Source organism: Mycobacterium sp., from assembly GCF_032162605.1.
Classification (GTDB): domain Bacteria; phylum Actinomycetota; class Actinomycetes; order Mycobacteriales; family Mycobacteriaceae; genus Mycobacterium.
In genome coordinates, this window is the sequence record NZ_JAVROT010000531.1 from 1 (window position 1) to 15949 (window position 15949).

15 protein-coding genes are annotated in these 15949 nt (G+C 68.7%); 12 read left to right on the forward strand and 3 right to left on the reverse strand.

Annotated elements, in window-relative coordinates:
• From QOI01_RS29420 to QOI01_RS29440, 5 genes are all read left to right on the forward strand, one after another.
• Positions 1–1746 (forward strand): VWA domain-containing protein (locus QOI01_RS29420; protein WP_526386675.1); only part of this gene is annotated, 1746 nt, incomplete at its 5' end.
• 20 nt (positions 1747–1766) lie between these two features.
• Complete coding sequence (cobO, locus tag QOI01_RS29425; RefSeq protein ID WP_526386676.1) at positions 1767–2381, forward strand: cob(I)yrinic acid a,c-diamide adenosyltransferase; 615 nt, start codon at positions 1767–1769, stop codon at positions 2379–2381.
• Positions 2382–2478: 97 nt separating this feature from the next.
• Positions 2479–3858, forward strand: coding sequence for a cobyrinic acid a,c-diamide synthase CobB (locus QOI01_RS29430; protein WP_526386677.1), 1380 nt, complete (start codon positions 2479–2481; stop codon positions 3856–3858).
• A gap of 9 nt (positions 3859–3867) precedes the next feature.
• Positions 3868–5076 carry a uroporphyrinogen-III C-methyltransferase gene (gene cobA, locus QOI01_RS29435; protein ID WP_526386678.1) on the forward strand — a complete coding sequence of 403 codons (1209 nt, stop codon included), beginning with the start codon at positions 3868–3870 and terminating at the stop codon, positions 5074–5076.
• A gap of 32 nt (positions 5077–5108) precedes the next feature.
• A complete protein-coding gene (locus QOI01_RS29440) occupies positions 5109–6689 on the forward strand; it encodes an MFS transporter (protein WP_526386679.1) in 1581 nt (526 codons plus the stop codon).
• Here the strand turns inward: QOI01_RS29440 and QOI01_RS29445 are convergent.
• Positions 6686–7648: a LysR family transcriptional regulator gene (locus QOI01_RS29445; RefSeq protein WP_526386680.1), complete on the reverse strand. Its 963-nt coding sequence runs from the start codon at positions 7646–7648 to the stop codon at positions 6686–6688. The two genes, QOI01_RS29440 and QOI01_RS29445, sit on opposite strands and share 4 nt — an antisense overlap.
• A 111-nt stretch (positions 7649–7759) precedes the next feature.
• On the opposite strand from QOI01_RS29445, the gene QOI01_RS29450 reads away from it, so the two are divergent.
• From QOI01_RS29450 to QOI01_RS29465, 4 genes are read left to right on the forward strand one after another with little or no spacing between them, the layout of a single operon-like run.
• Positions 7760–8575 (forward strand): SDR family oxidoreductase, encoded by an 816-nt coding sequence (locus QOI01_RS29450; protein WP_526386681.1) that lies wholly within the window; start codon positions 7760–7762, stop codon positions 8573–8575.
• 57 nt (positions 8576–8632) lie between these two features.
• A complete protein-coding gene (locus QOI01_RS29455) occupies positions 8633–10138 on the forward strand; it encodes an MFS transporter (RefSeq protein WP_526386682.1) in 1506 nt (501 codons plus the stop codon).
• Between the two features lie 36 nt (positions 10139–10174).
• Complete coding sequence (locus tag QOI01_RS29460) at positions 10175–10894, forward strand: VOC family protein (RefSeq protein ID WP_526386683.1); 720 nt, start codon at positions 10175–10177, stop codon at positions 10892–10894.
• Positions 10895–10909: 15 nt separating this feature from the next.
• Positions 10910–12667, forward strand: coding sequence for a proline--tRNA ligase (locus tag QOI01_RS29465; RefSeq protein ID WP_526386684.1), 1758 nt, complete (start codon positions 10910–10912; stop codon positions 12665–12667).
• Here QOI01_RS29465 and QOI01_RS29470 read toward each other — a convergent pair whose 3' ends face one another.
• Together QOI01_RS29470 and QOI01_RS29475 are read right to left on the reverse strand one after the other, a co-directional pair.
• Positions 12668–13147 carry a ferritin-like domain-containing protein gene (locus tag QOI01_RS29470; RefSeq protein WP_526386685.1) on the reverse strand — a complete coding sequence of 160 codons (480 nt, stop codon included), beginning with the start codon at positions 13145–13147 and terminating at the stop codon, positions 12668–12670.
• On the reverse strand, positions 13144–13704 hold the full coding sequence (locus QOI01_RS29475) for a hypothetical protein (RefSeq protein WP_526386686.1): 561 nt from the start codon (positions 13702–13704) through the stop codon (positions 13144–13146). Before QOI01_RS29475 ends, QOI01_RS29470 begins: the two co-directional genes overlap by 4 nt.
• 178 nt (positions 13705–13882) lie before the next feature.
• Here QOI01_RS29475 and rimP point away from each other — a divergent pair, with 178 nt between their 5' ends.
• The 3 genes from rimP (at position 13883) to QOI01_RS29490 (ending at position 15844) form a co-directional block, all read left to right on the forward strand.
• Entirely contained in the window at positions 13883–14437 is a 555-nt protein-coding gene (rimP, locus tag QOI01_RS29480; protein WP_526386687.1) for a ribosome maturation factor RimP, read from the forward strand.
• Positions 14434–15465, forward strand: a complete 1032-nt coding sequence (gene nusA, locus QOI01_RS29485) for a transcription termination factor NusA (protein WP_526386688.1) — start codon at positions 14434–14436, stop codon at positions 15463–15465. The genes rimP and nusA overlap by 4 nt, the downstream gene beginning before the upstream one ends.
• 160 nt (positions 15466–15625) lie before the next feature.
• The gene (locus QOI01_RS29490) at positions 15626–15844 is read left to right on the forward strand and encodes a DUF448 domain-containing protein (RefSeq protein WP_526386689.1); all 219 of its coding nucleotides are present in this window, start codon (positions 15626–15628) and stop codon (positions 15842–15844) included.
• Positions 15845–15949: the final 105 nt, after the last annotated feature.

Below are 15949 nucleotides of genomic sequence, written 5' to 3' on the forward strand. Positions count from 1 at the left end.
GCGAAGTCGACGGCGGTGCGCGGATTGGCCCAGGTACTCTCCGCGGTCGACGAGGGCGCCCGGCTGGTGGAACTGCCGATCGGCGCCACGGAGGACCGCGTGGTGGGATCGCTGGACCTGCAGCGCGTGCTGCGCGACGGCGAGCATGCGTTCTCGCCAGGGTTGCTGGCGCGCGCGCACGGCGGTGTTCTGTACGTCGACGAGGTCAACCTGCTGCACGACCACCTCGTCGACGTCCTGCTCGATGCGGCGGCCATGGGCCGGGTGCACGTCGAGCGTGACGGTGTCTCGCACAGTCACGAGGCCAAGTTCATGCTCGTCGGCACCATGAATCCCGAAGAGGGCGAACTGCGTCCGCAGCTGCTCGACCGGTTCGGCCTGACGGTCGACGTCTACGCGTCCCGCGACGTGGACACCCGCGTCGAGGTGATCCGGCGCCGCATGGACTTCGAGGCCGACCCCGACGGTTTCGCCGCGCGTTACGCCCCCGATGACGTCGATCTGTCCCGGCGGATCGCGTTGGCGCGCAGCATGGTCGGCGCGGTGGTGTTGCCGGACAGCGAATTGCGGCGCATCGCTGCGCTCTGTGCGGCGTTCGACGTCGACGGAATGCGCGCCGACCTCGTGGTGGCCAGGACGGCAGTCGCGCACGCCGCCTGGCGGGGCGCAGATCTCGTCGAGGAGGAGGACATCCGCGTCGCCGCCGAGCTCGCGCTTCCGCACCGGCGCAGGCGTGACCCGTTCGACGATCCCGGTCTCGACCCAGATCAGCTCGACGACGCGATGCAGCAGGCAGGCCAAACAGCCGAGGAACCCGAACCCGAACCGGAGCCCGACCCGCCGGGTGGCGGGGGAGGAGCGCCTGACGGTGCTGGCGCCGAGCCCGCCAATGACTCTGCACCACAGCGTAAATCGCCGTCCGGCGGCTCACGACCCAACGCCGCCCCGTCGGCCACCTTCCGCGCCAAGGCGCTGGTGGTGCCCGGAGTTGGAGAGGGCGCGCCGGGTCGTCGCTCCCGGGCGCGCAACCGGATGGGCACCCCGGTGTCGGCCACCGACGATCCGGAGTCCGGCCACGGGCTGCACGTCTTCGGCACGCTGCTGGCCGCGGCGGGCAGGCAGACCGAGCCGGGGCGTCTCCGGCTCGGTGCCGCCGACCTGCGCCGTTCGATTCGTGAAGGGCGCGAAGGCAATCTGGTGATCTTCGTCGTCGACGCGTCGGGATCGATGGCAGCGCGCGATCGCATGTCCGCCGTCGGTGGTGCCACGCTCTCGCTCCTGCGGGATGCCTATCAACGCCGGGACAAGGTCGCCGTCGTCACCTTCCGCGGGCAGCAGGCGCAGATGCTCCTACCGCCCACGTCGTCGGTGCACATCGCCAGCAGGCGGCTGGCGCACTTCGACACCGGAGGCAAGACGCCGCTGGCGCAAGGACTTTTGGCGGCCAGGGACGTGGTGGTGCGGGAGAAGGCACGTGACCGCGCTCGTCGCAGCCTGGTGGTGATACTGACCGACGGCAGGGCGACGGGTGGTCCCGATCCACTCGGACGGACCCGGACCGCCGCAGCCATGCTCGTCGCGGAGGGCGCGGCGGCGGTTGTGGTTGACTGCGAGACGTCCTACGTGCGACTGGGTTTGGCCGGGCAACTGGCCACCCAGCTGGGCGCGCCCGCGGTGCGGCTCGCGCAGCTTCGAGCCGACGGACTGACGCGGCTGGTCAAGTCACAGGACGATCGCGCCGCCTGATCCAGCACAGGGAGATTCCGATGCCACAGGGCCAACCGCTCGCCGTCCCCGCCGACGGCCTGACCACCCGGGCGCGTCGCAACGCGCCGCTGCTCGCCGTCCACACCGGACCCGGCAAGGGCAAGTCGACCGCCGCCTTCGGCATGGCGTTGCGCGCCTGGAATCAGGGTTTCGACGTCGCGGTGTTCCAGTTCGTCAAGAGTGCGAAGTGGAAGGTGGGCGAGGAGGCGGCATTTCGCGAACTCGGCCGCGTGCACGACGAGCACGGTATCGGCGGGCCCGTGGAGTGGCACAAGATGGGCTCCGGTTGGTCGTGGTCGCGCAAGCACGGATCAGAGGTCGACCACGCCGGGGACGCGGCCGACGGCTGGGCCGAGATCTCGCGGCGGCTCGCCGAACAGCGCCACGACTTCTACGTGCTCGACGAGTTCACCTATCCCCTGAAGTGGGGCTGGGTCGACGTCAACGAGGTCGTCGCCACGCTGGCCGACCGACCGGGCAATCAGCACGTGGTGATCACCGGCCGCGATGCCCCGCAGCAGCTGCTCGACGCCGCCGATCTGGTGACCGAGATGACGAAGGTCAAGCACCCGATGGACGCGGGCCGCAAGGGCCAACGCGGGATCGAATGGTGACCCCTTCCTTCTGGCCTTCCCTCTGGCGCGAGCGTGCGTGTCTGTGCGCGACGCGCCGACCCTGCGCGTGCGAGCACGCACGCTCGCGGCGGGTTCGGTGAGCACTCCAGCGGTCGTGATCGCCGCGCCGGCCTCCGGCAGCGGCAAGACCACGGTGGCCACCGGCCTGATGGGTGCACTGCGGAACGCCGGCCGCACGGTCGCCCCGTTCAAGGTGGGCCCCGACTTCATCGACCCCGGCTACCACGCGCTGGCCGCAGGGCGGCCGGGCCGCAATCTGGATCCCGTCATGGTCGGCGACCACCTGATCGGGCCCCTCTACCGGCACGGCAGCTCCGATGCCGACGTGGCGGTCGTCGAGGGTGTGATGGGTCTGTTCGACGGCCGCATCGATGCGCACGCCTCCGGTCCCGCCCGCGGGTCGACGGCACACGTCGCGGGCCTGCTCGGTGCGCCAGTGGTGCTGGTCGTCGACGCCCGTGGCCAGAGCCACAGCATCGCCGCGCTGCTGCACGGGTTCTCGACGTTCGACCGCTCCGTGCGCATGGCAGGCGTCATCTTGAACCGGGTGGGTTCGCCACGGCACGAGGAGGTTCTCCGGCAGGCCTGCGAACACGCCGGCGTTCCGGTGCTCGGCGCGATCCCGCGAGCCGATGAGCTGTCCATTCCGTCCAGGCACCTCGGCCTGGTGACGGCAACTGAACACGGTCAGCGCGCCCGCGAGGCGGTCGAGGCGATGTCCGCCCTCGTCGCCCGTCATGTCGACCTCGCCGCCGTGGCGGCCGTCGCGGCCTCGCACGTGCAGGCCGAGCCGTGGACTCCCGCCGTCGCGGAGCCGGTCACCGGCCCCGTCACTGTCGCAATGGCTGCCGGGCGGGCGTTCACGTTCGGCTATCCCGAACACGCCGAGTTGCTCCTGGCCGCGGGCGCCGACGTGGTCGAGTTCGACCCGCTGACGGGGTCGTTGCCTCCCGGCGCCGACGCGCTGGTGATTCCCGGCGGGTTCCCCGAGGAGTTCACTACCGAGCTGTCTGCGAACGGCATTGTGCGACAACAGATCAAGGACATTGCGGGACGCGGTGCGCCGATTCATGCGGAGTGTGCAGGCCTGACGTATCTGGTCGACGACCTCGACGGACATCCGATGTGCGGAGTGCTCCCTGGCACCGCCCGCTTCACCGAGTGGTTGACGCTGGGGTACCGTGACGCCGTCGCGCTCGTCGACTCGCCGCTGCATCAAGCGGGGACACGGGTGGTAGGGCACGAATTCCATCGCACCGCAGTGACATTCGCCGGCGAATGCACACCGGCCTGGGCCTTTCGGAACGGTGCCGGGGCTTCGGTCACCGACGGCGTGATCACCGCCGGGGTGCACGCCGCGTACCTCCATGCACACGCGGCCGCCCACCCCCGCGCGGCAACCCGCTTCGTTGCCGCGGCGGAGTCGCGTATCCGAGCCCGTGGCCGCAACCTCTAAGCTCGCCGGGTGACCGAGAACGCCTACCTCGCCGGACTTCGCCTGGACGGCAAGAAGGTCGTCGTCGTCGGCGGAGGCAGTGTCGCCCAGCGTCGGATACCCCTGCTGCTCGCCAACGGGGCCGACGTCCACGTCGTCACCCGCGAGGCGACGCCTGCCGTCGAGGCCTTCGCCGAGTTGAGGAACGGAATCACCCTCGAGTTGCGTGACTTCCGCGACGGCGACCTCGGCGGCGCCTGGTACGCGATCGCCGCGACCAGTGACCCGGCGGTCAACGAAGCCGTGGTCGCCGAGGCCGAGCGCTCGAGGATTTTCTGCGTGCGAGCCGACGTCGCCAGGGACGGCACCGCCGTGACGCCTGCGACCTTCGAGTACGACGGACTCAGCGTCGGGGTGCTGGCCGGCGGTGAGCACCGTCGTTCGGCGGCGATCCGCTCGGCGATCCACGAGGCGCTCCAGAGCGGCGTCATCACCGACGAAGTGACAGAAGGTCTGCGCGGTGCGGTCGCCCTGGTCGGTGGGGGACCCGGCGACCCCGAGTTGATCACGGTGCGGGGCCGACGGCTGTTGGCGCAGGCGGACGTGGTGGTCGCCGACCGGCTGGCCCCGCCCGAGTTGCTGGCAGAACTCGCCCCCCACGTCGAGGTGATCGACGCCTCGAAGATTCCGTACGGGCGCGCGATGGCTCAGGACGCGATCAACGACGTGCTGATCGACCGCGCCAGGGCGGGCAAGTTCGTCGTGCGACTCAAGGGTGGTGACCCATTCGTGTTCGCCCGCGGTCAGGAAGAGGTCATCGCGTGCACGGATGCGGGCATCCCGGTGACCGTGGTGCCCGGTGTGACGAGTGCCATATCCGTCCCCGCGTTGGCCGGCGTTCCGGTCACCCACCGCGGCGTCACCCACGAGTTCGTGGTGGTCAGCGGCCATGTTGCGCCGGGGCACCCCGAATCGTTAGTGAATTGGAATGCGCTGGCGGCGCTGTCGGGCACGATCGTCCTGCTGATGGCCGTCGAACGAATCGAGCTGTTCGCCAAGGTGCTGTTGGAAGGCGGCAGGCCTGCGGAAACGCCGGTTCTGGTGGTCCAGCACGGGACCACCGCGGCGCAGCGGACGCTGCGGACCACCCTTGCCGACGCGCCGGAACGCATCCGGGCTGAGGGCATCCGGCCTCCCGCGATCATCGTGATCGGGGCCGTGGCCGCCTTCGCCAATTAAGGATTCTTAAGATTACTGTAAGGTAATCGGCTATGACGGCTCTCAATGACGCAGCGCGCGCCGCCATCGAACGCGATGTGGAAGGCGCCGACGGGCGAGCGCTACCGACCCCCGTTACGCAGGCCCAGATCGTGAAGAGCAGCTGGTATCCGACGTGGCTGCCGTCGCGGCGATTCCTCGCCGCGGTCATCGCGATCGGTGGCATGCAGCTGCTGGCCACCATGGACAGCACCGTGGCGATCGTCGCGCTCCCGAAGATTCAGGACGAGCTCAATCTCTCCGACGCTGGCCGCAGCTGGGTCATCACGGCGTATGTGCTGACCTTCGGCGGCCTGATGCTCCTCGGCGGCCGCCTCGGCGACACGATCGGACGCAAGCGCACCTTCATCGTGGGCGTCGCCCTCTTCACCATCGCCTCGATCCTGTGCGGTGTGGCATGGGATGAGACCACCCTCGTCACTGCCCGACTGGCCCAGGGCGTCGGCGCGGCGATCGCCTCGCCGACCGGGCTCGCCCTCATCGCCACCACGTTCCCCAAGGGGCCTGCGCGCAATACGGCCACCGCGGTCTTCGCCGCGATGACCGGCGTCGGCTCGGTGTTGGGGCTCGTCGTCGGTGGCGCCCTGACCGAGGTGTCCTGGCGGTGGGCGTTCCTGGTGAACGTCCCGATCGGCCTGCTGATGATCTACCTAGCTGTCCGGACCTTGCGCGAGACGCACCGCGAACGGATGAAGCTCGACGCCGCAGGCGCCATTCTGGCGACGCTCGCGTGCACGGCCGCCGTCTTCGGGTTCTCGATGGGTCCGGAGAAGGGCTGGTCGTCCATGCTGACGCTCGGCTCCGGCCTCGCGGCGATGGTGTTCTTCACCGCGTTCGTCTACGTCGAGCGCACCGCGGTCAACCCCGTCGTGCCGTTCAGCCTCTTCCGCGACCGCAACCGGGTCGCCACGTTCGCAGCGGTGTTCCTCGCCGGCGGCGTCATGTTCACGCTGACGGTGCTCATCGGCCTGTACGTGCAGGACATCATGGGCTACAGCGCCCTTCGCGCGGGTATCGGCTTCATTCCGTTCGTCATCGCGCTCGGCGTTGGCCTCGGTTTGTCGTCCTACCTGGTGTCGATCTTTCCGCCGCGCGTGCTGGTGATCGTCGGCGGTGTGTTCGTCCTCGCAGCGATGATCTACGGCTCAACGCTCAACGGCGACATCCCGTACTTCCCGAACCTGGTCATACCGATCACCGTCGGTGGCTTCGGCATCGGCATGATCGTCGTACCGCTCACGGTGTCGGCGATCGCGGGCGTCGCCTTCGACGAGATCGGCCCGGTCTCGGCGATCGCGCTGATGCTGCAGAGTCTCGGCGGCCCCGTGGTGCTGGCGATCATCCAAGCCGTCATCACGTCGCGGACCCTGTTCCTCGGCGGCACCACCGGCCCGGTGAAGAACATGGACGTCGCGCAACTGCACGCGCTCGACCAGGGCTACACCTATGGTCTCCTGTGGGTCGCGGCCGTGGCGGTCATCGTCGGAGTGGTCGCACTGTTCATCGGGTACACGGCCCAGCAGGTCGCGCAGGCACAGGAAGTCAAGGAAGCGATCGACTCCGGCGAGATCTAGCTCGATCGCCGACGCCCGGTTTCCGCACGGATGGTGCGGCCCGCGGCCTCCAGCGCGTCGACGATCGCGCGCACCTCGTCGGTCGGCTCCGGTCGACTGACGGCGAGCGTCAGGCGACCCAGCCAGTTCGGGTCGTCGACATGAACGGTCGTCACGCCGTGGGGCACCGATGGAGCGGCCAGTTCGGGCACCAAGCAGATGCCCAACCCGGCCGCGACCAGTCCCAGGCGCGCAGGCCAGCTCCTCGCGCGATGGGCCACCACCGGATCGGGCAACGTCGGCCATGCCGTGAACTGAGGATCGCCCGCCGATCCCTCGCCGATCACCCACTTCTCTCCGACCAACTCGTGGACGGACACCGCGGTGCCGTTCTCGCTGCTCGCGTGCGCGGCCAGTCGATGCCCCACCGGAACGGCCACGCATAGATCGCCTGCGAACACCCGGTGCGTCGCCAGCCCGTCCAGGTCGTACTCGGGCAGTCCGGCGCCGACTCCGATGACCGCAATCACGAGTCGTCCGTTGCGCAGGTCGCGGAGCAGCGCAGGGGTGGACCCTTCGCTCAACCGCACCGATAACCCGGGGTGCTCGACGGCGAGCCGAGCGAGCGTCCTGGGTGCGAGAACCGCTGCGGCAGTGGGGAAGACCCCGACCCGAACCCGTCCTGCCAGACGGTCGCCCAGACCCTCGAGATCGCGTCGCAACGAATCCACGTCGCCAAGGATGCGCCCGGCGTGCCCGACCACCGCACTGCCCGCTGCGCTGAGACTGACACCGCGGGCCTCGCGGACGAAGAGTGGTATGCCCGCCGCCGCCTCCATCGCGGCGACCTGACGCGAGATGGCCGGCTGCGAGTAACCAAGGGATCGTGCGGCGGCAGTGAACGAGCCGAGCAGTGCGATCTCTCGGCACACCCGCAACCCCGCCAGCGTCATCTCGTCCACCCGACTCACATCAGCCATGTGATCAGCGTATGGGTTCGATCCGAAGCTCTCATCCGAGGAATGGATTGTCACCGTGTTGACAGTCGTTGTCCCAAGCGAAGCTCGAAGACGACGGAGAAGGAAGAGGACATGCCGAAAACCTGGTTCATCGCCGGAGCGTCCCGTGGCATGGGCCGCGAACTGGTCGAACAACTCCTGGCTCACGGCGATCGCGTCGCGGCGACGGCTCGCGACATACGGCTGCTCGACGACCTAGCCGGGCGCTACGGCGACCGGCTGTGGGTCAACGCGCTCGACGTGACCGACACGTCGGGCGTTCGTGCGGTCGTCGACGACGCCTTTGGCGCCCACGACCGGATCGACGTCGTGGTCTCCAACGCGGGTTACGGGGTGTTCGGCGCCGCCGAGGATCTGAGCGACGAACAGATCGACCGCATGATCGCGACGAACCTGACCGGATCCGTGCAATTGGCCAGGGCGGCACTGCCGCATCTGCGGGCTCAGGGCGGTGGCCTGTTGATGCAGATGTCGAGCATGGGCGCGCACCTCGCCTTTCCCGCCTTCTCGCTCTACCACGTGACCAAGTGGGGCATCGAGGGCTTCTATGAGGCGCTGGCGCAGGAGGTCGCCCCGTTCGGCATCCGCACCACCCTGGTCGAGCCCGGCGTCGTCCGCACGGGGTTCTTCGACGCCGCGACGCGCGTGCCGCTCAGCGAGCCCTACCTCGGCGGCCCCGCCGACCGGCCGCCCATGTCCACCGACGAGATGGTCGACAGCCAGCAGAACACCGTGGCGGCGATCATCCGGGCCGGTGACTCCGCCGAACCACCCCGGCGCCTGATCCTCGGATCCGACGCCTGGCAACTGGTCACCGAGGCGCTCAGAGGACGACTCGACGAGCTAGTGCCGCAGCGCAACAACGCCGCGACCGCCGACATCGGGTAGCCCCGGCCTGGTCAGTCTCCCGTTTCGCCCCTGCCGCGCCTGGGTAGGGTGACGGCAATGTCTTCCGCGGGTGGGTCTTCAGGGTCGACTGACCACGCGGCCGCTCCGCTGTCGTCGTCGGTTCTGGGCATCGCGATCATCGCCATCACCGGCATGCAGCTCATGTCGACGCTCGACGGCACGATCGTCATCGTGGCGCTGCCGCAGATGCAGGCCGATCTCGACCTTTCCGACGCGGGCAAGAGCTGGGTCATCACCGCCTACGTGCTGGCCTTCGGCGGCCTGCTGCTCCTCGGCGGCCGCGTCGGAGACGCCATCGGGCACAAGCGGGCATTCCTGTCCGGTGTCGGCGTCTTCACCATCGCGTCGTTGGTGTGCGGGCTGGCAGGCGACGAATACACCCTGATCGTCGCCCGGGCCCTGCAGGGCGTCGGAGCAGCGGTGTCCGCCCCGACCGGCTTCGCGCTCATCGCCACCACCTACGCCGTCGGAAGCGCTCGCAACCAGGCCATGGCGGTGTCGGCGGCCATGCAGGCAACCGGTTCTGTGCTCGGCCTCGTCCTCGGCGGTCTGCTGACCGTGATCTCGTGGCGCCTGGCATTCCTCATCAACGTCCCAGTGGGGATCGTGATCATCGTGATCGCTGCTCTGCGCATCGGGGAGACGCACCACGAGCGGCTCAAACTGGACATCGCCGGGGCGATCCTCGCCACCCTCGGTTGCGCGTCCGCCGTCTTCGTCTTCACCCAGGGCCCCCCGCGCGGATGGGTCGATCCCTGGGTGATCGGAGCCGCCGTCGCAGCGGCCCTCTTCTTCATCGGATTCCTGGTGGTCGAGCGGACCGCCGAGAACCCCCTGGTGCCATTCTCCGTCTTCAACGACCGCAACCGCGTCATGACGTTCATCTCCTGGTTCCTCGGCGGTGGCGTGCTGCTGACGGTGACCGTCATGGTCGGCCTTCTGGCGCAGGACGTGCTCGGCTACTCCGCGCTGCGCGCAGGCATCTGCTTCCTGCCGTTCGCGGTGGCCGTCGGCGTCGGCAACGTGTTGGCCACCAAGCTGGCACCGATGTTCGCGCCCCGGTGGCTGATCATCGGCGGCGGGCTGTTCGTCCTGGCGGCCATGCTTTACGGCTCCACGCTGGACCGCACCATCCCGTACTTCCCCGACCTGTTCGTCCCGATCGTGCTCGGCGGGTTCGGGATCGGCCTGATCTCGGTGATCCTGCCGCTGTGTGCAGTGGCAGGCGTCGGGCCCCGCGAGATCGGCCCGGTGTCGGCCATCACGCTGATGGTGCAGAACCTCGGCGGGCCCCTGGTCCTGGTGGCGATCATGGCGGTGCAGACGTCGCGCACGCTCTACCTCGGCGGGACGACCGGTCCCGTCAAGAACATGACGCCAGCCCAGCTCGACGCGCTCAGCGAGGGCTACACCTACTCATTGCTGTGGGTGGCTGGCATCTCGGTCGTGGTCGGTGTCGCCGCATTCTGGATCGGGTTCTCGGCCCGTGACATCGCGCGCGCCCAGCACACCAAGGAAGCCGTCGAGGCCGGCGAGCTGTGAGGAGTTCGTGTCATGACGGCGCGCTAGCGTGACGCCGTGGACGACTCTCTCACCCGTCAGCAGATTTCCGACGCGGTCGACCCCCTGGGTTGGCGGCTGATCCTGGGGGCGGTGGTGACGCACGTGCGGGTGCCGTCGTTGTCGGCGGCTGCCGAGGCGGCAGTGGCCGCAGTCTCAGCCGTCGGGGCAGACGGCGACGGGCACCTCAGCCTCGATCTGCACGCCGACCGGGTCGTGCTGGGTCTGCAGACCGCCGCCACGGGGTTCGTCACCGAGCACGATGTGCGACTGGCGCAGACGGTGACGGTCGCCCTCGCCGCACGCGAGCTGCGCACCGAACCCGGTGACGACACCGCGGTCCCACAGGCGATCGAGATCGCCATCGACGCACTCGACATCCCCTTGATCCGGCCGTTCTGGAAGGCCGTCACCGGCTACGTCGAGGTACCCGGCCCCTTCGACCAACTTCCCGGGTCGCTTCGCTCCTGCCCTCCGGACCTGCCCGACGGCGCGCTACTGGATCCGCTCCGGCGTGGACCCGCGATCTGGTTTCAACAGATGGACGGGCCGCGGCCACAGCGCAATCGCATCCACCTCGACGTCGACGTTGCGCCCGAACTGGCGCATTCGCGGATCGACGCGACGCTCGCCGCCGGAGGGACGCTGCTGTCCGCGGAGGCCGCGCCCGCCTTCTGGGTGCTGGCCGACCCGGAGGGCAACGAGGTGTGCGTCTGCACGTGGCAGGGACGCGACTAAGTAGGGTTGGCGGCTGTGATCACCCGCATGTCCGAGCTCTTCTTGCGCACTCTGCGCGACGACCCCGCCGACGCCGAAGTGCCCAGCCACAAGCTGCTTATCCGGGCAGGCTACGTCCGACCCATCGGGCCCGGTCTGTACAGCTGGCTGCCCCTGGGTCTGCGCGTCTTCCGCAAGATCGAGCAGATCGTCCGCGACGAGATGAATGCCATTGGCGGACAAGAGATCCTGTTGCCCGCCCTGCTGCCGCGTGCACCGTACGAGACGACGAACCGGTGGACGGAGTACGGCGACACACTGTTCCGCCTCAAGGACCGCCGCGGCAACGACTATCTCCTCGGCCCCACTCACGAGGAGATCTTCACGCTCACCGTGAAGGGGGAGTACAGCTCTTACAAGGACTTCCCGTTGCGGCTCTACCAGATTCAGACCAAGTACCGCGACGAAGCCAGGCCGCGGGCAGGGATCCTGCGTGGCCGCGAGTTCGTGATGAAGGACTCGTACTCGTTCGACGTGGACGATGACGGGCTCAAGAAGGCGTACCACGCCCACCGCGAGGCGTACCAGAGGATCTTCGCGAGGCTTGGCGTCAAGTACGTCATCGTGTCGGCCGTTTCCGGCGCCATGGGCGGCAGCGCATCCGAGGAGTTCCTGGCCGAGAGCGAGGTCGGCGAAGACACCTTCGTGCGGTGCCCGCAGTCCGGCTACGCGGCCAACGTCGAAGCCGTCATCACCGCGCAGCCCGACGCCATCCCGTTCGACGGCCTGCCCGAGGCCGTCGTTCACGACACCGGCGACACCCCGACGATCGCCACCCTGGTCGACTGGGCCAATGGCGCAGACCTCGCCGAGTTTGCCGGCCGCTCCGTCACTGCTGCGGACACACTGAAGAACATCCTGCTCAAGGTGCGCGAACCGGGCGGGGAGTGGGAGCTGCTGGCGATCGGCGTGCCGGGGGACCGCGAGGTCGACGACAAGCGGTTGGGCGCGGCCATCGAGCCCGCCGAGTACGCGCTGCTCGACGACGCCGACTTCGCAGGCAATCCCTTCCTGGCCAAGGGCTATATCGGTCCGAAGGGCTTGCTGGCCAACGGCGTTCGCTACCTCGTCGATCCGAGAGTGGTGGACGGCACGGCCTGGATCACCGGGGCCGACGAGTTGGGCAAGCACGTGGTGGGCCTTGTCGCCGGCCGCGATTTCATCCCCGACGGCACGATCGAGGCTGCCGAGGTGCGCGACGGCGATCCCTCACCGGACGGGGCGGGCCCGTTGGTGACGTCGCGGGGCATCGAGATCGGCCACATCTTCCAGCTGGGCCGCAAGTACGCGGAAGCCTTCAAGGCCGACGTCCTCTCTGAGGACGGCAAACCGGTGCGGCTCACCATGGGCTCCTACGGCATCGGGGTGTCCAGGATGGTGGCGGTCCTCGCGGAACAGAACCACGACGCCATCGGCCTGCGTTGGCCGTCTTCGGTGGCGCCGTTCGACGTGCACGTGGTCATCGCCAACAAGGACGACGGAGCGCGGGCCGGGGCGACCGAACTGGCAGGGCAACTGGACTTGCTCGGGGTGGCGCCGCTGCTCGACGACCGCAAGGCGTCGCCGGGCGTGAAGTTCAAGGACGCCGAGCTTCTCGGCGTGCCATGGATCGTCGTGGTCGGCCGCGGCTGGGCAGACGGTGTCGTCGAGCTGCGCAACCGGTTCACCGGCGAGGTGCAGGAGATACCGGTCGACGGGGCAGCGGCCGCGATCGCGGCCAAGCTCGCCGGCTAGCTATTCGGTGCCGCCCGGGAACGCGACCGTGAGCGGGACGACGCCGAGCACCAGGCGCCACTTGGCCGCGGTCACCGCGGCCCGCTTCAAGGCGGTGACCGCCAGCTCGCGGTCCCCGGCGCTGTTGGCCCGTTCCAGGACCGCGCGCCAGGCCACCGCGGAGTCCTCCTCCATCCGGACGGCCAACTTCGCCGCGTCGGTGGGGCTGTCGACGTCGATCGGCATCTGGTAGCCCATCGCCGGAATGGGCGCCGTCACGTTGCGGCCGGTGAGCTTCGCGACGGCCTCCTCGCGTAGCTCGCGGTGCCCGGCCAGCGACTCGGACACCAGGGCGTTGGCGTCGGGTGACGAACGGGCGGACACCAGGCCGTAGCCGTAGATGACGCCATGCTCGTTCGCGACGGCGTCGAACAGGGCGGCGTCCGCGGCGTCCGATGGCCGTGATGCACTCGGCGACGGCGTCGCCCCTGGCGAGGTCACGACGCCTGCCCAGAGCCGGTCAACGCGACCGTGGCAGCCGCGGTGCACGCCGCGGCGATGGAGCCGAGGAGCCCCGCCCGGTAGCCCGACTGCTGGGTGGCCAGCAGGGACGCCCCTTCGGCGGACTGCTGAAGCGCCGCGACCACGTCCGCGGCGGTGGGAGGTTTGGGGGGCGGCCCTGACGTGGTAATCGGGGCCGACGGTGAAAACGTGGCCGACGTGGCCGACGTGGCCGACGAGGCCGACGAGGCCGACGTGGTCGGTGGGGCCTCGCCCGAGATCCTGGTTATCTCGTCGCTGAGCGCCTTGGCGTGCGCGGCGCGCTGCCCCGCGACGGCGTTGAGAGCCGCGGCGAGCTTCCGGGGAGCCGCAGTGGCGGCGTTGCCGGCCAACTCGCCGTCGGACTGAGCTCGCTTGAGCTGACCGAGCAGCGCATCGATGTCCTTGGCGGGCGGACTCGAGCCGCACGCGGTGGCGACGGTGCCGCCGAGCAGCGCCAATGCTGCCCCGCCGACGAGCATTCGCCGCCTGCTGACGGTGGGGAGGACGCTCGGCACAGCAACATCCTGCCATCCCGTCCCCGCGGCCCACGCTGCCGCCGATGCGCATCACCGTGCCGGACGTTTGCCAATTGCGTCTCCGCAGCGGGCGTATCGTTGATACTCGGTTCCACGCTGGGTCCATGAGAGAGTCTCGTGTGACCGTGTCCGTACAACTCAAGACGAGGAGCTCACCGTGGCATCGGAGATTCCGCTGCGGTCTGCGCGGTTGCCGTCGCAGCAACAGGTGGCCGAGCTGCTCGAAGGCGAGTTCGCTCGCGCCGGTTACGAAGTCGAGGACGTCGTCATCGACGCCACCGCGCGCCCTCCCAAGGTGATCGTGATCGCCGACGGTGACCGAGGTCTGAATCTGGACGCGTTGGCGACCTTGTCCCGGTTGGCCTCCGAGCTGCTGGATCAGCTCGACGACTCGGCGGATGAAGCGCCCTACCTCCTGGAAGTCACGTCGCGGGGGGTGGACCGTCCGCTGGTGTCGGAACGCCACTACCGCCGTGCCCAAGGGCGCAAGGTCGAGGTGACGCTCATCGACGGGTCGCAGGTGACGGGCCGCCTCGGTGAGGTCGCGGACGGTGTGGTGCGACTGGTGGTCGCCGACCGTCGCTCAGGTCTGAACATTCGCGAACTTTCAATCGACGACGTCGCCAATGCCGTTGTCCAGGTTGAGTTCTCACCACCGAACCCGCTCGAGCTCGAGTTGGCCGGGGTGTCTGGCAAGGAGGTTGAAGAGTGAACATCGACATGGGTGCGCTGCATGCCATCGAAGTGGACCGGGGGATCTCGGTCGAAGAACTGCTCGAGACCATCAAGTCCGCGCTGTTGACTGCGTACCGGCACACCCAGGGCCACGAGGCCGAGGCCCGCATCGACATCGACCGCAAGAGCGGCGTGGTGAAGGTCCTCGCGAGGGAGACCGACGAAGCCGGCAACCTGATCAGCGAATGGGATGACACCCCAGAGGGTTTCGGCCGTGTCGCGGCGACCACTGCCCGCCAGGTCATGTTGCAGCGATTCCGTGACGCCGAGAACGAACGGATGTACGGAGAGTTCTCGGCCAGGGAAGGTGACATCGTCGGCGGCGTCGTCCAACGCGACGCGCGGGAGAACACGCGCGGAAACGTCATCGTGCGTCTCGGCACCGAGGCGAAGGGATCCGAGGGCGTCATCCGGCCCGCCGAGCAGGTCCCGGGGGAGTCTTACGAGCATGGCGATCGGTTGCGCTGCTATGTCATCGGCGTGACCCGTGGCGCGCGCGAACCCAAGATCGAGCTGTCCCGTACCCATCCGAACCTCGTACGCAAGCTGTTCTCGTTGGAGGTGCCGGAGATCGCCGACAACTCCGTGGAGATCGTCGCAGTCGCGCGTGAGGCCGGCCACCGCTCCAAGATCGCAGTGACGTCCCGGGTCTCGGGACTCAACGCCAAGGGCGCCTGCATCGGTCCGATGGGACAGCGCGTGCGCAACGTGATGAGCGAACTGTCCGGCGAGAAGATCGACATCATCGACTACGACGAGAGCCCCGCGAGGTTCGTGGCCAACGCACTCTCACCGGCGAAGGTGGTGTCGGTGTCCGTCATCGACGAGGCGGCGAGGGCTGCACGTGTCGTCGTACCCGACTTCCAGTTGTCGCTCGCAATCGGCAAGGAAGGGCAGAACGCCCGACTGGCGGCTCGCCTCACCGGCTGGCGGATCGACATTCGCAGTGACGCGGCGCCATCACCCGACGAGGAGGCCTCGCACGGCGCCTCCCGCGAGGGGTAGCGGGCACGCGTTTCTTTCTGCGGCAATCGTGACGGTAGACTGAACCGTGATCCAGCGCGAGAGTTCGGTTCCCCGAGCGCGGCTGCACCAAAGTCCCCAAGGACCAGTGCGTACGTGTGTCGGATGCCGGAAACGTGGGCTGGCCGTCGAACTGCTTCGAGTGGCCGCTGTTCACGACGGAGATGGCAATCACGCCGTCTCGGTCGACGCAGCGGGTAATCTGCCCGGGCGGGGTGCGTGGCTGCATCCCGACCAACAGTGTCTGCACGTGGCAATCCGGCGGCGGGCGTTCGTTCGAGCGTTGCGCATCACCAGTTCGCCGGACACCTCCGCGGTGGTCGAGTGGTTCGACTCGATCGCCCGGCAACAGAACAGGTAGCGAAGAACATGAGCACACCGTGAAGTTCCGATGACCATGCGTCATAGCTAAACCCGAGGCGCGGCCCACTGCTGTCGCCTCCTAGACAGGAGATGTAGTGGCAGG

Bases quoted from the DNA above. Each gene is read 5' to 3' on its own strand.
- cobO (WP_526386676.1), top strand. From the start codon at position 1,767: ATGCCACAGGGCCAACCGCTCGCCGTCCCCGCCGACGGCCTGACCACC.
- QOI01_RS29450 (WP_526386681.1), top strand. From the start codon at position 7,760: ATGCCGAAAACCTGGTTCATCGCCGGAGCGTCCCGTGGCATGGGCCGC.
- QOI01_RS29455 (WP_526386682.1), top strand. From the start codon at position 8,633: ATGTCTTCCGCGGGTGGGTCTTCAGGGTCGACTGACCACGCGGCCGCT.
- QOI01_RS29445 (WP_526386680.1), bottom strand. From the start codon at position 7,648: ATGGCTGATGTGAGTCGGGTGGACGAGATGACGCTGGCGGGGTTGCGG.
- QOI01_RS29440 (WP_526386679.1), top strand. From the start codon at position 5,109: ATGACGGCTCTCAATGACGCAGCGCGCGCCGCCATCGAACGCGATGTG.